Raw genomic sequence first — 19,802 nt, 5'->3', positions numbered from 1 at the left:
CACCCGACCCGAAGGCCCCCGGAGAACGCGGTTCTCCGGGGGCCTTCGGCGTGTCCGGCCGGGGTCAGGCCAGTTCGGCGAGCGCCCCCAGCAGCCGCCGGACGTCGCCGGCCTCGGTGTAGTGGCACAACGCGGCGCGCACCGCGCCCTCCTTGCCGAGACCGAGCGCGTCCACCGCCTCCCACGCGTACGCGTGGCCGAACGACACGTTGACCCCTCGCTCCCCCAGGAATTCGGCCACCGCCTGCGGTGACCGACCGGGCACCGAGAACAGCGCGATCGGCGTGCACTTCCCGCTCGGCGCTCCGATGCGGCGCACGTGCGGGAGCTCGGCCAAGCCGCCGAACAGCGTCGACGCCAGCTCCTCCTCGTGCGCGACCACCGCGCGACGGCTCGTGCCGAGGCGCTCCCGCCGGTCACCGGTGGCCGCCGGGTCGAGGTCGGCGAGGTGCTCCACGGCCGCCGTCACACCCGCGAGCGCTTCGAACGATGCCGTGCCCAGCTCGAATCGAGCGGGGATCTCGTCCGGTGCCGGGAGCAGCTTGTCCGGGTTCAGCATCTCCAGCGACCACGGGTCGGCCGCCACGACCGCCGCGAGGTGCGGACCGGCCCACTTGTAGGCGCTGGTCGCGTAGAAGTCCGCGCCCAGCTCCGCGACCCGGACCTCCGCGTGCGGGCAGTGCTGCACGCCGTCCACGTAGCTGATCGCCCCCGCCTCGCGGGCCCGCCGGGTGATCGCGGCGACGTCCGGGATGCTGCCGAGCAGGTTCGACGCCGCGGTCACCGCCACCAGCCTGGTGCGCTCGCCGATGAGCTCGACGACCCGCTCGGCGGGCAGCTCCCCCGTCGCCGGGTCGAACTCGGCGAACCGCACGGTCGCGCCCGCCCGCTGGGCGTGCTGCACCCAGGGCCGCACGTTCGAGTCGTGGTCGAGCTTGGTCACCACCACCTCGTCGCCCGGCTGCCACCCGGCGGCGAGCACGCCCGCGAACCGGTAGGTCAACGCCGTCATGCTGGGGCCGAAGACCACGCACTCCGGAGCGGGAGCCCCGGTGAGGTCGGCGACCGCCGAACGGGCCTCGGCCACGACCGCGCCCGCGCGCTCGCTGGACTCGAAGGTGCCGCCCACGTTCGACACCCCGCGGCGCAGCACGTCCGAGACGGCGTCGATGACCGCCTGCGGCACCTGGGTGCCGCCGGCGGCGTCCAGCCAGGACCGCCCGTCGGACAGCGCCGGGTACTGCGCCCGAACCTTCTCCACATCAAATGCCATGAGGAGCAGGGTAAGGACGGGCGGTCACGCCGAGGTCGCGTCCGGTCACCCGCCGCAGCGGGTGATCACCAGGAGCGCAGCGTGGCGATGCGCTCCTCGAGCTGCTCGGCCGTGGCCATCGCGGTGGGCGGGCCGCCGCAGATCCGCCGCAGCTCGTTGTGGATCGCGCCGTGGGGCTTGCGGGTGCGGTGGTGCTGCAGCGAGACGAGCGTGTTGAGCTCCTTGCGCAGCCCCTTCAGCCGCTCCTGCACGCTCTGCGGGCGGCGGGCCTGCTCGGCCTGCTCAGCGCGTTCGGCGGCCTTCTGCGCCTTGTCCGCGGCCTCCCGCTTCCCGACGCCCTCCAGCTGCTGCTCCTGGCGCTGCCGCAGCAGCGCGCGCACCTGGTCGGGTTCGAGCAGACCGGGCAGGCCGAGGTAGTCCTGCTCGTCCTCGCTGGTGCCGAAGGCCGCCGTGCCGAACGACGAGCCGTCGTAGATCACCTGGTCGAGTTCGGCGTCGGCGCCGAGGGAGGTGAACGCCTTCTCCTCCTCGCCCGGCTCGTCCTTCGTGCGGTTGGCGTCGGCGAGCAGCTCGTCGTCCCAGCCGTCCTTCTCCCGGTGCGGCTTGCCGAGCACGTGGTCGCGCTCGGCCTCGAGCTGGCTGGCCAGCTCCAGCAGCACCGGAACGCTGGGCAGGAAGATGCTCGCCGTCTCCCCCGGGCGCCGGGCCCGCACGAAGCGGCCGACGGCCTGGGCGAAGAACAACGGGGTGGACGCGCTGGTGGCGTAGACGCCGACGGCCAGCCGCGGCACGTCGACGCCCTCGCTGACCATCCGGACCGCGATCATCCACTGGTCGTCGGAGTCGGCGAACTCGGCGATCCGCCCGGACGCCTTCGGGTCGTCGGAGAGGACCACCACCGGCGCCGTGCCGGTCATCCGCTCCAGCGTCTTCGCGTACGCCTTCGCGGTGACGTGGTCGGAGGCGATCACCAGCCCGCCCGCGTCCGGGACTCCGCCGTTGCGCAACTGCTGGAGCCGGGTGTGCGCGGCTTGCAGGACCGACGGGATCCACTCGCCCGCAGGGTCGAGCGCGGTGCGCCAGGCGCGCGCGGTCTGCTCCGCGGTCAGCGGCTCGCCGAGGCGCGCGGAGAACTCGTCGCCCGCGTTGGTGCGCCACCGCGTCTCCCCCGAGTACGCCAGGAAGATCACCGGGCGCACCACGCCGTCGCGCAGCGCGTCGGAGTAGCCGTAGGAGCTGTCGGCCTTGCTGCGCATCGAGCCGTCGCCGTCCGGCTCGTAGTTCACGAACGGGATGGGCGTGTCGTCGCTGCGGAACGGGGTACCGGTCAGCGCCAGGCGCCGGATCGCGGGTGTGAACGCCTCCCGCACGGCGTCGCCCCAGGACTTCGCGTCACCGGCGTGGTGCACCTCGTCCATGATCACCAGCGTTTTGCGCCGCTCGGTGCGGACCCGGTGCAACGTCGGGTGCGCCGCGATCTGCGCGTAGGTGACGACCACGCCGCGGTAGTCGCTGGAGGTCATCCCGTCGGCGTTGCGGAACTCGGGGTCCAGCGGGATCCCGGCGCCGTTGGCCGCCGCGGCCCACTGGTACTTGAGGTGTTCGGTGGGCGCCACGACCGTCACCTGCTCGACCGTCCGATCGGCGAGCAGTTCGGCCGCGATCCGCAGGCCGAACGTCGTCTTGCCCGCGCCGGGCGTCGCGACCGCGGTGAAGTCCTGCGGGCTGCTGGAGAGGTACTTGGCCAGCGCTCTGCGCTGCCACGCGCGCAGCGGTCGCTGAGCGGCCTGCGCCGGGTCGCTGAGCACAGATCGGACGGGATGGTCGAGTTGTGTCTCGGACACGCTTGCTCGCCGCTCCTTCCTAAGCCTTCCCCCTCGCGATTCGCGCGGCACGGACCAACGGATCACGGCCTGGCGCGAGCGGCCCCGCGGCCCGGGTGGAACCGGTCCACCCCTCCCACCACGCGACATCGCGCCGAGCGGGAGATCCGCCGAGGGCGACCCGCAGCCTACCGTCCCGCCCTCCGTGACCGGGCGCACCGACCCGCCAGCCGGATTGAGATCGCACTGACACTCCCGGTTCGCCGGGTCCACGCCCATTCGTGGTCGGCATGAAGCATCCTTGTAGCGCGATGGGTTCCTCAGGTCCGACCGATGACAGCCAGCGGCCCGGCCGGCACGGCCGACGGTCGGCACCCTCCGATGCCCGGGAACCGGAGGAGATCACCTCGTCCGAGGACGTCGCCACGAACGATCGACTCGAGCAGCCCCCTCGGCGCGACGAGCCGGACACCACGGTGATCGAACGCGCGGCTCCCGCGAAGCGCGGGCCGCTGCGGCTGGTGTGGCGGACGATCTACAAGGCCTGGTGGGACAACATCTTCTCGGAGTCGGCGGCGGCCGCCTTCTGGCAGACGCTGTCGATGCCGCCGCTGCTGCTGGGCCTGCTGGGCAGCCTGGGGTTCCTCGGCGACTGGTTCGGCCCGGTGATCGTCGAGGCCGTGCACGGCAAGATCCTGTCCGGGGCTCGAACCGTGTTCAGCGCCAACGTCGTGGACCAGATCATCGAGCCGACGGTGCAGGACATCCTCACCCGCGGGCGCACCGAGATCGTCTCGGTGGGCTTCCTGCTGTCGCTGTGGGCGGGCTCCTCGGCACTGGCCTCGCTGGTGGACTCGATCACGATGGCCTACGACCAGTACACGGTCCGGCACAGCGTCTGGCAGCGGATCTTCGCGCTGCTGCTGTACTTGGTCGGACTGCTGCTGGCGGTGGTCGGACTCCCCGTGATCGCGCTCGGCCCGGAGTGGTTGCCGACGGTGTTCCCGCCACCGATGCAGGACGACGTGGCGTGGCTGATCCAGGTGTTCTACTTCCCCGCCACGGGACTGCTGCTGGTGCTCGCGCTGGCGACGCTCTACAAGGTGGCGCTGCCGCGGAAGCTGCCGTGGCACCGCGGCGTCCCCGGCGCGCTGCTGGCGATGGTCGTGTTCCTGTGCTCCAGCGTGGGCCTGCGCCTGTACATCACCTGGGTGACCGGTACCGGCTACACCTACGGCGCGCTCGCCACGCCGATCGCGTTCCTGCTGTTCGCGTTCTTCATCGGGCTGGCGATCATCATCGGAGCCCAGTTCAACAACGCCCTGCAGGAGCTGTGGCCGGCGAAGATGACCCGCAAGGAACGCCGGAAGTGGCGCAGGCTCGAGATGCGGCGGGCCGAGCAGCGGCTGCGCACCGAGGAGGGCTACCGCGCGTGGCGCGGCGAGGACGAGCGCCCGAGCATCGGCGTCAAGCTGCCGCGGCCCGCGGTGCCCAGCGCGCCGGCGCAGGAAGAACCGGCCCCCAGGCGCGCTGAGGGCGTCGAGGGGTGATCACGCCGGCGCGCACCGCGCGGGCGCGGTGGCGCCGTCGCGAAGCAGCCGTACCGGGTCAGTCGTCGTCGCCACCACCGGGCGGCAGGCCCTCGAAGACCTTCTTGCAGTCCGGGCACACCGGCGAACCGGGCTTCGCCGATTTCGTCACCGGGAACACCTCTCCGCACAGCGCCACCACGTACGTGCCCATGACCGCGCTCTCGGCGATCTTGTCCTTCTGCACGTAGTGGAAGACCTCGGGGCGGTCGTCCTGGGTCTGTTCCGTGGTCTCCGGCCGGACATCGGTTTCCGGAAGCGTCATCGTGCTCATCGCTCCATGATGCCGCACCGCGCGCCGTGCACGCCGCTCACCTCGACCACTGGCCGGATCGGCCCACGCGCAGCGGAGGACCCGGTCAGGAGTCCTCGATCACCCGGTGGGCGCCCGATTCCAGCGCGCGGTCGGAGTGCTGGTAGCGGTTGACCTGTTCGGTCTTGCGCGGCGGGCGGTCGTTGGCGATGAGCACCGCCATCCAAGGCAGCGGGATCGAGATCGCCACGATGATCAACGCGAGCCACCAGATCTGGTAGCAGGCCGCACCGGCGATCAAGCACGGGATGCGCAGCGACATCATGATCGCGTACTTGCGGCGCCGCTCCGCCTGCTGATCGTCGTAGGACGGCTGCGCCTCGGTGATCAGCACCGGGGTGTCGTCGCCGTGCTGTGTACTGCTCACGACACCACCTCCACGTCTCCATCGTCCCACTCCGGCATTTCCCTGGACACCCTGGGAGCCCGGTGACCGTCACCGCATTCGGGGCGGGATTCAACGCGGACTTCACACGGCGGCGACGGGGCCGTCCCCCGCCACCGGTAGGTTCGCGGAGCGGGTGAAGCCATCGGCTAGGCGGGGAGGCACGACATGTTCTACATGCTGACCAAGCGGATCGTCGGTTCGGCGGCGCGAGCCGTCTACCGGCCGAAGGTCGTCGGCGCGGAGCAGGTGCCCACCGACGGGCCCGTCATCTTCGCCGTGAACCACCTGTCGGTGGCCGACAGCTTCATCGTGCCCCTCGTGGTCCCGCGGCCGGTCGCGTTCCTCGCCAAGGCCGAGTACTTCCAGGGCCGCGGGTTCAAGGGCGGGCTCACCCGGACCGTGTTCACCTCCCTCGGCGCGATCCCGGTGCAGCGCGGCCGGGGCCGAGCGGCCAAGGAGGCGCTCGGCGCCGCCGAGCAGGTCCTCGCCGACGGCGGCGCGTTCGGCATCCACCCCGAAGGCACCCGCTCGCCCGACGGACGGCTCTACCGCGGTCGCACCGGCGTGGCCCGGCTGGCGCTCAGCGGGAAGGCGAAGGTGGTGCCGGTCGCGCTCAGCGGCACGGACCGGCTGCTGCCCATCGGGGCGAAGGTCCCGCGGCTCGCCCGGGTCACCGTCCGGTTCGGTGCGGCGCTGGACTTCGAGCGCTACCACGGCATGGAGGGCTCGCTGCCGGTGCTGCGCTCGATCACCGACGAGATCATGTACGCCATCTCGGAGCTGTCCGAGCAGGAGTACGTGGACCGCTACCAGTCGCCGTCGTCCGCGGCGGCCTGACCGGCCCCACCCGCGCCGGGCCGCATCACTTCTGCTTCGCGGCGGCCTTCTGCTGCTTCTTCCACGCGCGGACCTCTTCCAGGGTGTCCTGGTCGAGCACGTCGGCGATGGAGCGGCGGGCGTCCGGATCGCCGTAGGCGCCCGCGGCCTCCCGCCAGCCCTCCGGCGTCACCTGCCACTGCTTGCCCAGCAGCGCCAGGAAGATCCGCGCCTTCTGATCGCCGTACCCGGGCAGCGCCTTGAGCCGGGCGAGCACGCGGGCGCCGTCGGGCTCGCCCTCGGTCCAGATCCGTTCCGGATCGCCCTCGTAGGTCTCCACCAGGTAGGCGCACAGCGCCTGGACCCGCTTGGCCATCGAACCGGGGAACCGGTGGATCGCCGGCGGGGTCGCGCACACCGCGGCGAACTCCTCGGGGTCCATCGCCGCGATCCGGTGCGCGTCGAGCGCGCCGATCCGCTCGACCAGGACCTTCGGCCCGGAGAACGCCTTCTCCATCGGGATCTGCTGGTCCAGGAGCATCCCCAGCAGCAGCGCCAGCGGATCCTCCGAGAGCAGCGCGTCGGCTTCGGCGTTCTGGGTCAGGTGCAGCGTCCGGCTCATGCCCGCAGGATCTCACGCGGCGCGGCGCACGTCCCTGCGCAGGCCGTTCGGGCCCTCGGCCGCAGCGGCCGTCAGGGGCGCGTGTGAGGATCGACCTCGTGATTCCGGATCTTTCAGCTGATCGTCTTGACCGTCTTCGCGCCGCGTTCCAGGAGGTCGGCTACGACGCCGACGGCGTGGTGGAGCTGCTCGGGCCGCTGGCCCACGCAGCGCTGGGGCGCGGCGAGCCCGAACCGGCGCTGCGGGCGACCGCGGACGGCGGCCCGCTGGGCACGCTCGTGCGGCTGTTCCTGCTCGGCGAAGCCGAACCCGCCGCGGACGTGGCGGCGGCGCTGCGCCCGCTGCCGATCGACGAGGCCGTGGCGGGCGGGGTGCTGGCCGCCGACGGCGACTCGCTGCGCGCTGCCGTGGACATCCGCCCGCACAGCGCCGGGCCGGACTCGTGGTGGGTCGTCTCCGACCTCGACGCCGACCTGCGCCCGGACGGCTGGGCCACCGGCGTCGACCACGTGCTCGGCGTCGGGCACGCCTCGATGAGCCTGGTGCGGGCGACCTCCCGCAGGCAGGTCGGCTCGGTGCTCGACGTGGGCACCGGCTGCGGGGTGCAGGCGCTGCACGCGAGCACGCACGCCCAGCGCATCACCGCGACCGACGTGTCCACGCGGGCGCTGGCGCTGGCCGCCGCGACGTTCCGGCTCAACCGCATCGACGTCGAACTCGCCGAAGGCGAGTGGTTCGAACCGGTGCGTGGCCGCCGGTTCGACCAGGTGGTGTGCAACCCGCCGTTCGTCGTCGGCCCACCGCGGACCGACTACGTGTACCGCGACTCCGGCCTGGCCGGGGACGACGCGAGCGCGCTGGTGGTGCGGCAGCTGCCGTCGTTCCTCAATGAGGGCGGCACCGGGCAGCTGCTGGCGTCCTGGCTGCACCGCAAGGGCGAGGACTGGGAGGACCGGGTGTCGCGGTGGCTGCCGCCGGGCGGGGTCGACGCGTGGTTCGTGCAGCGCGACGTGGCCGATCCGGCGCTGTACGTGGGGACCTGGCTGCGCGACGCCGGTTTCGACCCGCGCTCCCCCGCCGGGCGCCGCAAGGCGGCGGAGTGGCTGGACTGGTTCGCCGCCAACGACGTCGACGGCGTCGGGTTCGGATTCGTCACGTTGCGCCGCACCGACGCCGAGCGCGGCGAGGTCGTGTGCGAGGACCTGCGGCAGGCGTTCGACGACCCGCTGGGCCCGGAGAGCGACGCCTGGCTGCGCCGCGTGGACTGGTTGCGCGAGCACGGCTCCGCCGACGGCCTGCTGGGCGCGCGGCTCGTGACGGCGCCCTCGACGGTGCTGGAAGAGGTCGCGACGCACGGCGAGGAGGGCTGGGAGCGGTTCGTGCACCGGCTGCACCGGACCGACGGCCCCGGGTGGCAGCACGAGATCGACGAGCTCGGGACGCGGCTGCTCGCGGGGTGCCAGGGAGCGATGCCGGTCCGAGATCTGGTGGAACTGCTCGCGCTCGGTTCCGGGGAGGACGCCGAGGAGCTTTCCCGCGCGGCGGTGCCGATGCTTCGGGAACTCGTGCGGCACGGAATGGTGATCCCGGCGGAATGGGCGGATGAGGAGTAATGCGCGCGGTGGTCAGCCGGGTCACCGAGGCCTCGGTGCGGGTGGGCGGTGAGACGGTCGGCAAGATCGAAGAACCCGGCCTGCTGGTGCTATTGGGCGTGACCCATTCCGACGGCTCCGAACAGGCCGGGAGAATGGCGCGCAAACTGCACGAGATACGGGCGCTGCGCGACGAGGAGTCCTGCGCCACCACCGGAGCCCCGCTGCTGGTGGTGAGCCAGTTCACGCTCTACGGCGCCACCCGCAAGGGGCGGCGCCCGTCCTGGACCGAGGCGGCCCGGCCTGAGCAGGCCGAACCTCTGGTGGCGGAGGTCGTGCGGCTGCTGCGGGAGCGGGGCGCTCAGGTGGCCACGGGGAGCTTCGGGGCGATGATGGAAGTGGCGAGCGTCAACGACGGCCCATTCACGTTGTTGATCGACGTGTGAATGTAACGCCTGTTCTCAGCTGATCCTCAGACTTCGCGGAGCAACGGATGTGACCGCCGCGACGTCTCTTGGTCGAGCAGTTCGGGAACGAATTCGAGGTCGTGTTCGTTTTCCAGGTATCAAAGCTTCGACAGCCAGGTCTACGAGCCGCCGCCACATCCGATGTGACCCGGCTCAGCGGTGAGTCGAGCGGAGTCCGAACAGAACGTCGTTCTGCTTCGGCACCACTCGCCCGCCGGGAACACGACTCCGAACCCGACAGCGCACGACACCAGACAGCACAACCGTCACATCCGGACGGCGTGGCATTCGGCCCGCAACACCGAGCGTACGCGTCCTCCACAGCGCCAGGCCGCGCCGTGAGAACGCCCCGCAAGCCAGCCCGTCAGGGAGGGAGCTCAATGACCGTCCCGCAGACCAACACCATGACCGCCGCCACCGACGCCGACCTTGACAACCAGGGCCCCTCGGCCGACCTCGTCCGGGTCTACCTCAACGGCATTGGGCGCACCGCGCTGCTGACCGCGCAGGAAGAGGTCGACCTCGCCAAGCGCATCGAGGCCGGTGTCTTCGCGAAGCACATGCTGGAGACGGACGGCAAGATCTCGCCCGAGCGGCGCAGTGACCTGCGGTCGGTGGTGCGCGACGGCCGGGTGGCCAAGAATCACCTGATGGAGGCCAACCTGCGGCTGGTGGTGAGCCTCGCCAAGCGCTACACGGGGCGCGGCATGCCGCTGCTGGACCTGATCCAGGAGGGCAACCTCGGTCTGATCCGCGCGGTGGAGAAGTTCGACTACACCAAGGGCTTCAAGTTCTCCACGTACGCGACCTGGTGGATCCGCCAGGCCATCACCCGCGGCATGGCCGACCAGTCCCGCACCATCCGGCTGCCCGTCCACCTGGTCGAGCAGGTGAACAAGCTGGCCCGGATCAAGCGCGACCTGCACCAGAAGCTGGGCCGCGAGGCGACCGACGAGGAACTGGCCGAGGAGAGCGGGCTCACCGCGACGAAGGTCTCCGACCTGCTCGACCACTCCCGCGACCCGGTGAGCCTGGACATGCCGGTGGGTGCCGAGGAGGACGCCCCGCTGGGCGACTTCATCGAGGACGCCGAGTCGGCCGACGCGGAGAACGCCGTGATCTCCGGCTTCCTGCAGGACGACCTGCGCCGGGTGCTGGGCACCTTGGAGGAGCGGGAGCAGTCGGTGATCCGGATGCGCTACGGGCTCGACGACGGCCAGCCGCGCACGCTCGACCAGATCGGCAAGGCCTTCGGGCTGTCCCGGGAGCGGGTCCGCCAGATCGAGCGGGAGGTCATGTCGAAGCTGCGCCAGGGCGACCGGGCCGACCGGCTGCGCGCCTACGCCAGCTGACGCCCCTCGCGACAGGAACGTTCGCGTCCGGCCGGTGACTCGGCCGGACGCTCCCCAGGGGAGGTCGGACTCGCCCGATGAGGCAGGTCCGGCCTCTCGCCCGTTCGGGGTCGGTTGCTCAACCGGCGCGGAACTTCTCCCGCCAGCGGTCGATCTCCTCGTCCGTCACCCCGTGGGCCCGCAACCAGCCCGCGGCGTGCTCGTCGTGCTCGGCGAAGCTCTCCAGCACGCCCTCGATGGCCTCCACCGGCGTGGAGATCAGCTCGCGCACGTCCTCCTCGCTGACGCCCGGCGGCAACGCCGGTGCCATTTCCAACCGCTGCAGCACCCGGAACATGTTGCGGTCCGTCCGCACGTAGTCCGCGATGATCGCGTCGGAGCGCACGCCCGCCACGCTGAGCAGCATCGCCGAGACCACTCCGGTGCGGTCCTTGCCCGCCGCGCAGTGCACCAGCACCGGCCCGTCCGCCTCCAGCGCGAGCCGGAACACCCGCACCAGCTTCGCCGCCGCGTCCCGCAGCGCGAGCTGGTACAGCACCGGCAGCGGGTGGGTCACCTCCGTCGAGTGGATGCCCGCGAGCAGTTCGATCTGGTGCACCTCCGCCACATCCGCCAGCGGGTGCGGCGTGCCGTTGAGCTCCGACGCGTCGCGCAGGTCCAGCACCAGCCGCGGCGGCCAGGTGATGCCCTCCGGCTCCCGGTCTCCGGGCTGCGGGGCGTCGCTGCGCAGCACGATCCCCGCACGGGTCGTCCCCTCCCCGGCGGGCATGCCACCGAGATCGCGCAGGTTGACCAGCCCGGCCAGGGCCTCGGACGTCGGATCCGTCGTGGACAAGGGCGTCTCCCATCGGGTCGGCTTCGACCGACAGCGTCGCAGGTGCGCACGGTCACCAACAGACCTGATCCCCGGCGCCGTCCGGTGCGTTAACGTCACGGCATTCCCCGAACGCGCAAAGGAGCGGCGTCGTGACCACCACGTTCGACTACACCGAGGTGCTTCCGCTCGGTCCGGACGACACCGACTACCGGTTGCTCACCACCGAGGGCATCCGCACCGTGGAGGCGGCCGGGCGGCGTTTCCTCGAAGTGGAGCCGAGTGCCCTGACCGCGCTGGCCAGTGCGGCCATCAAGGACATCCAGCACTTGCTGCGGTCCTCGCACCTGGCGCAGTTGCGCGCCATCATCGACGACCCCGAGGCCAGTTCCAACGACCGGTTCGTGGCCACCGACCTGCTGCGCAACGCGTGCGTGTCGGCCGGCGGGGTGCTGCCGATGTGCCAGGACACCGGCACGGCCATCGTCATCGGGAAGCGGACCGAGACGGTGCTCACCGGCGGTGAGGACGAGCAGCGGCTGGCCAGGGGCGTGTTCGACGCCTACCAGGACCTCAACCTGCGTTACTCGCAGATGGCTCCGCTCAACTTCTGGGAGGAGCGCAACACCGGCAGCAACCTGCCCGCGCAGATCGAGCTGTTCTCGAAGGCGGGCACCGACCCGTTCTACGAGTTCCTGTTCATGGCCAAGGGCGGCGGCAGTGCGAACAAGACGTTCCTGTACCAGGAGACGAAGGCGCTGCTGAACCCGACCCGGCTGGCCAAGTTCCTGGAGGAGAAGCTGCGGTCGCTGGGCACGGCGGCCTGCCCGCCGTACCACCTGGCGATCGTCGTCGGCGGCACCTCGGCCGAGCACAACCTCAAGGTCGCCAAGCTCGCCTCCGCCCGCTACCTCGACGAACTCCCGCGGGAGGGCTCGGCGTCCGGGCACGCGCTGCGGGACGTGGAGCTGGAGGCGCAGGTCCTGGAGATGACCCGGCAGTTCGGCATCGGCGCGCAGTTCGGCGGCAAGTACTTCTGCCACGACGTGCGGGTGATCCGGCTGCCCCGGCACGGGGCGTCGCTTCCGGTGGGCGTCGCGGTGTCCTGCTCCGCCGACCGCCAGGCCAAGGCGAAGATCACCCCGGAGGGTGTGTTCCTGGAACAGCTCGAACGGGACCCCGCGAAGTACCTGCCGGAGGTCGGCGACGACCAGCTCTCCGAAGACGTGGTGCGCATCGACCTGAACCGGCCGATGGCGGAGATCCGCGAGGAGCTCACGAAGCTGCCGGTCAAGACGCGGGTGTCGCTGACCGGTCCGCTGGTGGTGGCCCGGGACATCGCGCACGCCAAGATCGCGGAACGGCTCGACGCGGGCGAGCCGATGCCGCAGTACCTGCGGGACCACCCGGTGTACTACGCGGGCCCGGCCAAGACGCCCGAGGGATACGCGTCCGGTTCGTTCGGCCCGACCACGGCCGGGCGGATGGACTCCTACGTGGAGCAGTTCCAGGCGGCGGGCGGCTCGTTGGTGATGCTGGCGAAGGGCAACCGGTCGACCAAGGTCGCCGAGTCCTGCAAGGACAACGGCGGGTTCTACCTCGGTTCCATCGGCGGTCCCGCGGCCCGGCTCGCGCAGGACTGCATCCGCAAGGTCGAGGTCCTGGAATACCCGGAGCTGGGCATGGAAGCGGTGTGGCGCATCGAGGTCGAGGACTTCCCGGCGTTCGTCGTCGTCGACGACAAGGGCAACGACTTCTTCGCCGACTCGACGAAGCCCACGTTGCAGATCTCCTTCGCCCGCTGAGCGAATCCCGCGTGCAGCGCATTCCGGCCCCGCACGCACGACGGCCGGTGGTGCCCGATCGGGCACCACCGGCCGCTGCACACCACGAACGCGGGAACGCACTTCTCCCGTAGGAGCCCCACCTCCTACGGGAGAAGTGCCTGCGACGCTCAGGTCACCGCGGTCAGTTCCGCGGGACCTTCACATCGCGCTCTTCGAGCACGACGGTCCGCTGATCCAGCGGCTCGGCCAGCTGGAGCGCCAACGGCGGATGGCGCAGATCCATCGTGCAGATCCCCGGCGGTTCCGGGGTCTCGTTGACCAGCACGAGCTTCACCTGCTGGTCGTTCTCCTCGGCGAGTTCGGCGCGCACCTTGCTGCAGCCGCCTTCCTGGCCTTCGGTGACGACCACGGAGCCGCCGTCCTGGGTCCACACGCGGGGTGCGTTGGTCCCGGACTGGTCCGCGGCCTTGATCAGATTGTCCGGCACGGGTGTGCGTTCCTGCTCGGGCTTCGGGTCGACCGGGATGGTCTGGACCGGCGGCTGCCCGCCGAATCCGACGTCTTCTTGCTGTCCGGCGCAGGCGGTGAAGGCGAGGAGCAGCATGCCCGCGCCCACTGTGGTGTGTAGGCGTTTCATGCCCGGAAGACGGAGTGCGTTCGCCGCGGGGTTGCGCGGAAGCGCGGATCTTTTGGGACGACACCGCGGATTTCACCGCAACCGGCATCGAAACAGCTGGTCAGCGGCATTCACAGTGAACGTTTCGATCCGAATCCGGCAGTCCGGACCGGCTCAGCTCCGGTCCGCGTCCGCCGTCGTGCCGGTGCGGCGGGCGGCGGTGGCCCAATCCTTGATCCAGCCGACGAGCTCACCGCTGTTGTAGACCCACGCGTAGTGGCCGAGCTTCGTCGCGCCCGCGATCTCGCAGGAGTAGTGCCGCCGGGTGCGCGGCGCCGCGACCGCCTTCGCCGCCAGGTGATCCACTGAGGACTCGGGGGCGAGCTCATCGCCTTCCACGCTGACCGTCAGCAACGCGACGTCCAGCTCCCGCAACGCCTTCTCGTAGTCGATCTTCGAGCCGCCGAGGCGGTACCGGGCGGTGCGGCCCTGGCGCGCCCAGTCCCGCATGATTCCGGCGGGCTGGCGACCGCCGAAGCCGAACCGCTCCCCCGGCCAGTAGCCGAGCACGGCGGACAGGACCGCGACGGTCTGGGTGGCGATCAGGTTCTTCCAGCCCTGCAGGCCGGGGAAGCTGCGGAACCACACCGAGCCGGACGCGAGCAGCGTCACGCCCCGCACCCTGCCCGGGTGCGCGGCGGCGAACAGCAGCGAGATCTGGCCGCCGAGGCTGTGGCCGACCAGGAACCTCGGCGCGTGCGGGAACTCGCGCTCGACGAGGTCCACGACGGCGGCGGCATCGTCGACGAGGTCCTGGTACCCGAACCGGACGCCCCGGTCGGCGGCCGGGGTCGCGGCACCTTGCCCGCGCGCGTCGACGCTCACCGCGGAGCAGCCCTGCGCGTGCAGCTCCCGGAGGAAAGGCCCGTAGTAGGTGGCCGGGACGCCCATCGCGGGCAGCACGATGACGACCGGAGCCGCCGGGTCGTCGGCGGCGAGCGCACCGACCCGCAACCGGTGATCGCCCGCGGACACCACGCCCAGCTCGGTCAACGTCAGGTCGGCCATTGGCGGACTCCCGTCCTCGAACTCGGCTCGTCAGCTCGACACAGAATAACGATACGACTGAGTTCCGGTGAGAGTCAGGGGTGATCCGGCTCAGCGCAGCCTGCGCGGCCCCGTGTCCGGGGTGGCGGCCGACGGGCGCACGCTGATCCGAGCACCGGTGACCCGCACCCCGGCCGCGGAGGCCAGCACCGGCTGCAACGTCAGCTCGCGGACCTCCGGCAGGTCCTCGACCAGCGTCGCCACCCGCAGCACCAGGTCCTCCAGCGCCGCCAGGTCCGCCGGTTCGTCACCCCGGTACCCGGCCAGCAGCGGCGCCGCGCGCGGCGACCGCACCAGCGCCGCCACGTCCACATCGGTCATCGGGACCGCCCGGTAGGCCTTGTCCCCCAGCAGCTCACTGGCCACACCGGACAGTCCGAAGGAGACCAGCGTCCCGAACGACGGGTCGTCCATCAGGTCGATCACGCAGGAATGGCCGCGTCCGGCCATGTTCTGCACGTAGACCTCGTGTGCACCGCACACCCGGAGCAGGTCCGCGTAGGCGGCGCGGACCGCGTCGGCGTTCACCAGGTCCAGCCGCACCCCGACCAGGTCGGTGCGGTGCCGCAGCTGGTCGTCCGCCGACTTCAGCACCACCGGGAAACCCAGCTCGGTCGCCGCGCGCACCGCGTCCTGCTCGCTGCGCACCCGCCGGAACGCCACCAGCTCGATCCCGTAGTGCCCGAGCAGCTCCACCGCCTGCTCGTCGCTGAGCCGCGTGTCGCCCTCGGTCAACGACGCTTCGACCAGCTCCCTGGCCCGCTCCGCCGCGATGCCCTCCGGGCGGGTGAAGTGGCCCTGCGGCGCGGCTCGCCAACGGGCGTAGCGGGTCGCCCTCGCCAGCGACAGCACCGCCCGCTCCGGGCTCGGGTAGGACGGCACCGACCCCCAGCCCGCCGAGCCGTCCGGACCCGGCACCGCGAGCTCGTCCGGCACGCCCTCCGCCGCCAGGAAGGTCGTCACCACCGGTTTCGTCGCCGCGATGCCCGCCTCCTGCAACGCCTCCCGCAACGCGCGGGCGTAGGCCGTGCCGGGCACCGCGACGGGCGGCACGAAAACCGTGACCAGGGCGTCCACGTCATCGCTGAGCGCCGCTTCGCGCACCGCGGCGGCGAACACCTCCGGTTCCGCCGAGGCGCCCACGTCGACCGGTTCGGCCGCCAGCCGCAGCCCTTCCGCCTGCGCGACGTCCGCGGCCAGCATGCCCAGCGCCGAGGAGTTGCCGACCACCGCGACCCGCTCACCGGTGGGCAGCGGCTGGTGGGCCAGCAGCAGCGCCGTGTCGAACATCTGCGCCACCGAATCGACGCGGATCACCCCGGCCTGCTCGAACAGGGCCTGCACGCTGGTCTCGTCGACCTGCACCGATGTCGCGGCCAACCCCGCGCGCACGGCGTTGCGACCGGACTTGACGACCACGATCGGCTTGGTGCGCGCCAGTCGCCGGGCCAGCCGGGCGAACTTGCGCGGGTTGCCGAACGACTCCAGGTACAGCAGCACCACGTCGGTGGCGGGGTCGGTCTGCCAGTACTGCAGCATGTCGTTGCCGGACACGTCGGCGCGGTTGCCCGCCGAGACGAAGGTGGACAGCCCCAGGCCGCGGTCGGTCGCGGTCGCCAGGATCGCCACGCCCAGCGCACCGGACTGGCAGAAGAACCCGGTGCGCCCGCTTCCCGGCAGGCGCGGCGCGAGCGTCGCGTTGAGCCGGTGACCGGCGTCGGTGTTGACCACGCCCAGCGCGTTCGGGCCGACGACCCGCATGCCGTGCACCCGGGCGGCGCGCACCATGCGGCGTTCGATCTCGCGGCCGTCCGGGCCGGACTCGCTGAAGCCGGAACTCACGATCACCAGGGCCTTCACGCCCTTGGCCAGGCAGGCGTCCAGGACCTCGTCGATCCCGGCGGCCGGGATGGCCACCACCGCGAGGTCCACGTCGTCGGGAATGTCGAGCACCGACGGGTACGCCCGCACCCCGCGCACCGAACGGTGCTCCGGGTTGACCGGGTACACCGGACCGGCGAAATCCGCGGTGAGCAGGTTGACGAGCACCGCGTGCCCGATCTTGCGGTGATCGGTGGACGCACCGATCACCGCCACCGCGCGCGGGTGCAGCAGGTTGTGCACGCTGCGCGCCTCGGCGGCCTGCTCGCGGGCCCGCGCGACCGCCAGCGACTCCTCGGTCGGGTCGATGTCGAACTCCAGGTGCACGACGCCTTCCTCCATCGCGCGCCGCACCTGGTAGCCGGCGTCGCGGAACACCCGCACCATCCCCGAGTTCTCCGCCAGCACTTCCGCGACGAACCGGTCCAGGCCGCACTCCTGGGCGGCCGCGGCCAGGTGCTCCAGCAGGATCGAACCGAGACCGCGGCCCTGGTGCTGGTCCTGCACGACGAACGCCACCTCGGCCGAGTCCTGCTCGTCGAGCCGGTCGAAGCGGCCCACCGCGACGATGTCGTCGCCGAGCAGCGCCACCAGCGCGACCCGGTTCTGGTGGTCGACGGTGCTGAACCGCTCCACGTCCCGCTTCGGCATCCGCGGGTACGGGCCGAAGTAGCGGAAGTAGCGGGTGCGGTCGCTGAGCCTGCCGTGGAACGAGATCAGCTGGTCGGCGTCGGCGGGCGTGATGGGACGCAGGTGCACGGTGCCGCCGTCGGAGAGCACGACGTCGGCTTCCCAGCGGCGCGGGTAGGTCTCGCCGAGCACCGCGCTCGACGTGTCGTCCTGCGGTTCCGGCTGTTCGGCGGGCGGGTTCCCGGCGGCCGGCTGATCGGCGGGTGGAGGCGTGAGCGGTGCGGGTGCCGCGCCGTTCGACACCGCGCCGTCGGCGCTGTCCTGGTCCTCCGGCCGACCGTCACCGTTCGCACCGCGCCGTTTCGCCCAGCCACCCATCAGCCAGCACCCTCTCAACCGCACCGGCGTCGAGCAGGCCGGGCGCACTGCGCCGCCGGTGCGGTCACGCGTGCGCCGCCGATGTCAATCGCGAACATCGGCCGGATCCAGTCCGTGCAACGGGAACAGCGCGTGCCGCGCGTCCCGGATCGCCGTGTCCACCGTGGACTCGGTGACCCCGGTCCACGGCGCGAACGACGAATCCTCCCCATCCGTCAACGACGTGGGCAGCGGAACGTTCCCCGCCACCCGCAACGCGTGCGCCAGCCAGTCCTGCGGCAGCGACGTCGCCGGGTCCAGGTCCCGGTCGAGCGCGGTCGCCAGCAGGTGCGTCCAGCTGCGGGGCACGACCCGGTACAGCGAGTAGCCACCGCCGCCGAGCGCGACCCACTTGCCGCCCGCGTAGCGCTGCGCCAGGTCCCGCAGGCTGCGGTAGGAGGCCCGCTGGCCGTCCACCGACATCGCCAGGTCCGCCAGCGGATCTTCCCGGTGCGCGTCCGCCCCGGACTGCGTGACCAGCACCTGCGGCCGGAAGTCGGCCAGCAGCGAGGGCACCACGGCCTGGAACGCCCGCTGCCAGTCCGCGTCACCCGTTCCCGGCGGCAGCGGCACGTTCACCGCCGACCCCTCCGCACCGGGCCCGCCGGTCTCGGTGGCGAAGCCGGTGCCCGGCCACAACGTGATCGGGTGCTGGTGCAGCGAGACGGTCAGCACTCGCGGGTCGTCGTAGAACGCCGTCTGCACCCCGTCGCCGTGGTGCACGTCGACGTCGATGTAGGCGATGCGCTCCACGCCCTGCTCGAGCATCCAGGCGATGGCCACGGCGCAGTCGTTGTAGACGCAGAAGCCCGCCGCGCGTTCCGGCATCGCGTGGTGCAGGCCGCCCGCGATGTTGACCGCGCGGTCCGCCCGGCCCGACACGACCTGTTCGGCCGCGGTGATCGACGCTCCGGCGATGAGCGCGGACGCTTCGTGCATCCGATCGAAGATCGGATTGTCCTCGGTGCCCAGCCCGTACCCGACGTCCCAGGCCGAGGTCGGCGCCGAGCGCACCGCCGCCAGGTAGTCCGGGCGGTGGACGCGGAGCAGGTCCTCGTCCGATGCCGGTCGAGGCGGCACCGGCGTCACGTCGTCGAGCAGGCCCAGCGACCGCGCCAAGCGCATCGTCAGGTCGAGCCGGACCGGGTGCAACGGATGCTCGCCGCCGAGGTCGTAGTCGAGGACCGACTCGTCCCACACCACCGCGCATGTGTCGCCCATGACCGGGACGCTACCCGCCCTGTGGCCGCCCCCACAGTGGCCCAGGGCACAGCGGAATCCGCGCCTCCGGAGTGGTGGAACCGGTCACCGGCAACCCGTGCACGTGCCTGGTCAGCTCGGCTGCTCGCCCGTGGCCGCGGGGCGATCGGGATCGGCCGACCAGTGCGACCACGACCCGGCGTAGAGCGCCGCCGGATTCCCCGGGCCGCTCAGCCCCGCGTGTTCGAGCGCGAGCAGGGTCGAGCACGCGGTCACGCCCGAGCCGCAGTACGCCCCGACCGGCGACGAGCCGTCCACCCCGAGTTCCTGGAACAGCGCGGCCACGTCCTGCGGCGTCCGCCACGTCCCGTCCTCGGTGACGTTGGCCGCGAACGGCGCGTTGCGCGCACCCGGGATGTGTCCGGCCCTCGGGTCGACGGGTTCCACCTCGCCCCGGTACCGCTCCGGCGCTCGGGCGTCGAGCAGCCGTCCGTCCCCGGCCAGCCGCGCCGCCTCGTCCGCGTCGATCACCGGCAGCGAATCGGGGACGACCTGGAAGTCGGTCGGCACGACCTCCGGCACCTCGGCCGTCACCGGGTTGCCCCGCGCGACCCAGGCCCGGTAGCCGCCGTCGAGCACCCGAACCCGGGGATGCCCCGCCCACCGCAGCAACCACCAGGCCCGCGCGGCGGCCGAACCGTTGTCCGCGTCGTAGGCCACGACCTCCCGGTCGGCGGTGACACCGGCCCGCCGGAGCGCGGCTTGCAGGTCGGCGGCCGCGGGCAGCGGGTGGCGCCCGCCCGCGCCGGGCGGAGCGGCGAGTTCGGTGTCGAGATCCACGAACACCGCACCCGGCAGGTGATCGCGGTCGTAGTCCTGCTTGCCGGGTGGCCCCAGCAGGCTCCACCGGACGTCGAGCAGCACCGGCGGGAGCGCGCCCGCGACCTCTTGGGAAAGATCATCCACGCTGATCAGCGGGTCCATGTCGACCTCCTGGACGGAATGGGAACTGAGCCGGAAGAACGGCCCCGAACACTGGAAACGGCTGCTCGGAAGCCACCGACCGGCGGTAGTGCCGCGGGACTAGAATCGTGGGTGGGACTGCAACGGGGAGC

Annotated in this window: 17 protein-coding genes; 6 read left to right on the top strand and 11 right to left on the bottom strand. The window is 71.8% G+C overall.

Going from position 1 to position 19,802, the window contains the following annotated elements; genetic code table 11:
* Nucleotides 1-64: 64 nt before the first annotated feature.
* A complete protein-coding gene (locus tag BJ969_RS06685; RefSeq protein WP_184477963.1) occupies nucleotides 65-1,273 on the bottom strand; it encodes a cysteine desulfurase-like protein in 1,209 nt (402 codons plus the stop codon).
* Nucleotides 1,274-1,338: 65 nt separating this feature from the next.
* Nucleotides 1,339-3,117, bottom strand: a complete 1,779-nt coding sequence (locus BJ969_RS06680) for a DEAD/DEAH box helicase (protein ID WP_184477962.1) — start codon at nucleotides 3,115-3,117, stop codon at nucleotides 1,339-1,341.
* Between the two features lie 290 nt (nucleotides 3,118-3,407).
* Between BJ969_RS06680 and BJ969_RS06675 the strand changes: the two genes are divergently transcribed.
* A complete protein-coding gene (locus BJ969_RS06675; RefSeq protein WP_246456698.1) occupies nucleotides 3,408-4,646 on the top strand; it encodes a YihY/virulence factor BrkB family protein in 1,239 nt (412 codons plus the stop codon).
* 58 nt (nucleotides 4,647-4,704) lie between these two features.
* Here BJ969_RS06675 and BJ969_RS06670 read toward each other — a convergent pair whose 3' ends face one another.
* Together BJ969_RS06670 and BJ969_RS06665 are read right to left on the bottom strand one after the other, a co-directional pair.
* Nucleotides 4,705-4,959 carry a DUF3039 domain-containing protein gene (locus tag BJ969_RS06670; RefSeq protein WP_184477961.1) on the bottom strand — a complete coding sequence of 85 codons (255 nt, stop codon included), beginning with the start codon at nucleotides 4,957-4,959 and terminating at the stop codon, nucleotides 4,705-4,707.
* A gap of 85 nt (nucleotides 4,960-5,044) precedes the next feature.
* Nucleotides 5,045-5,365 carry a DUF3099 domain-containing protein gene (locus BJ969_RS06665; RefSeq protein WP_184477960.1) on the bottom strand — a complete coding sequence of 107 codons (321 nt, stop codon included), beginning with the start codon at nucleotides 5,363-5,365 and terminating at the stop codon, nucleotides 5,045-5,047.
* A gap of 186 nt (nucleotides 5,366-5,551) precedes the next feature.
* On the opposite strand from BJ969_RS06665, the gene BJ969_RS06660 reads away from it, so the two are divergent.
* Nucleotides 5,552-6,223, top strand: a complete 672-nt coding sequence (locus BJ969_RS06660; RefSeq protein ID WP_184477959.1) for a lysophospholipid acyltransferase family protein — start codon at nucleotides 5,552-5,554, stop codon at nucleotides 6,221-6,223.
* Nucleotides 6,224-6,248: 25 nt separating this feature from the next.
* Here BJ969_RS06660 and BJ969_RS06655 read toward each other — a convergent pair whose 3' ends face one another.
* A complete protein-coding gene (locus BJ969_RS06655) occupies nucleotides 6,249-6,824 on the bottom strand; it encodes an HhH-GPD-type base excision DNA repair protein (RefSeq protein WP_184477958.1) in 576 nt (191 codons plus the stop codon).
* A gap of 98 nt (nucleotides 6,825-6,922) precedes the next feature.
* Here BJ969_RS06655 and BJ969_RS06650 point away from each other — a divergent pair, with 98 nt between their 5' ends.
* The 3 genes from BJ969_RS06650 to BJ969_RS06640 all read left to right on the top strand — a co-directional run bounded on the left by BJ969_RS06650 (nucleotide 6,923) and on the right by BJ969_RS06640 (nucleotide 10,235).
* On the top strand, nucleotides 6,923-8,437 hold the full coding sequence (locus BJ969_RS06650; protein ID WP_184477957.1) for a DUF7782 domain-containing protein: 1,515 nt from the start codon (nucleotides 6,923-6,925) through the stop codon (nucleotides 8,435-8,437).
* Nucleotides 8,437-8,862, top strand: a complete 426-nt coding sequence (gene dtd, locus BJ969_RS06645; protein WP_184477956.1) for a D-aminoacyl-tRNA deacylase — start codon at nucleotides 8,437-8,439, stop codon at nucleotides 8,860-8,862. The genes BJ969_RS06650 and dtd overlap by 1 nt, the downstream gene beginning before the upstream one ends.
* 401 nt (nucleotides 8,863-9,263) lie before the next feature.
* Nucleotides 9,264-10,235 (top strand): sigma-70 family RNA polymerase sigma factor, encoded by a 972-nt coding sequence (locus BJ969_RS06640; RefSeq protein WP_184477955.1) that lies wholly within the window; start codon nucleotides 9,264-9,266, stop codon nucleotides 10,233-10,235.
* 118 nt (nucleotides 10,236-10,353) lie between these two features.
* Here the strand turns inward: BJ969_RS06640 and BJ969_RS06635 are convergent, their stop codons facing one another.
* Nucleotides 10,354-11,070, bottom strand: coding sequence for a tyrosine-protein phosphatase (locus tag BJ969_RS06635; RefSeq protein ID WP_184477954.1), 717 nt, complete (start codon nucleotides 11,068-11,070; stop codon nucleotides 10,354-10,356).
* A 131-nt stretch (nucleotides 11,071-11,201) separates the two neighbouring features.
* On the opposite strand from BJ969_RS06635, the gene BJ969_RS06630 reads away from it, so the two are divergent.
* The gene (locus tag BJ969_RS06630; protein ID WP_184477953.1) at nucleotides 11,202-12,854 is read left to right on the top strand and encodes a FumA C-terminus/TtdB family hydratase beta subunit; all 1,653 of its coding nucleotides are present in this window, start codon (nucleotides 11,202-11,204) and stop codon (nucleotides 12,852-12,854) included.
* A 163-nt stretch (nucleotides 12,855-13,017) separates the two neighbouring features.
* On the opposite strand, the gene BJ969_RS06625 is transcribed toward BJ969_RS06630, so the two are convergent.
* The 5 genes from BJ969_RS06625 to BJ969_RS06605 form a co-directional block, all read right to left on the bottom strand.
* The gene (locus BJ969_RS06625; RefSeq protein ID WP_221315726.1) at nucleotides 13,018-13,473 is read right to left on the bottom strand and encodes a hypothetical protein; all 456 of its coding nucleotides are present in this window, start codon (nucleotides 13,471-13,473) and stop codon (nucleotides 13,018-13,020) included.
* 153 nt (nucleotides 13,474-13,626) lie between these two features.
* A complete protein-coding gene (locus BJ969_RS06620) occupies nucleotides 13,627-14,520 on the bottom strand; it encodes an alpha/beta hydrolase family protein (protein ID WP_184477952.1) in 894 nt (297 codons plus the stop codon).
* 90 nt (nucleotides 14,521-14,610) lie between these two features.
* Nucleotides 14,611-17,448 (bottom strand): bifunctional acetate--CoA ligase family protein/GNAT family N-acetyltransferase, encoded by a 2,838-nt coding sequence (locus BJ969_RS06615; RefSeq protein ID WP_246456697.1) that lies wholly within the window; start codon nucleotides 17,446-17,448, stop codon nucleotides 14,611-14,613.
* 84 nt (nucleotides 17,449-17,532) lie between these two features.
* Nucleotides 17,533-18,708, bottom strand: a complete 1,176-nt coding sequence (locus tag BJ969_RS06610) for an acetoin utilization protein AcuC (protein ID WP_184477951.1) — start codon at nucleotides 18,706-18,708, stop codon at nucleotides 17,533-17,535.
* A 111-nt stretch (nucleotides 18,709-18,819) separates the two neighbouring features.
* A complete protein-coding gene (locus BJ969_RS06605) occupies nucleotides 18,820-19,671 on the bottom strand; it encodes a sulfurtransferase (protein WP_184477950.1) in 852 nt (283 codons plus the stop codon).
* Nucleotides 19,672-19,802 lie beyond the last annotated feature (131 nt).

The sequence above is a fragment of the Saccharopolyspora gloriosae genome (assembly GCF_014203325.1).
Taxonomy (GTDB): domain Bacteria; phylum Actinomycetota; class Actinomycetes; order Mycobacteriales; family Pseudonocardiaceae; genus Saccharopolyspora_C; species Saccharopolyspora_C gloriosae.
This window is presented reverse-complemented; position numbering and strand designations above follow the sequence as displayed.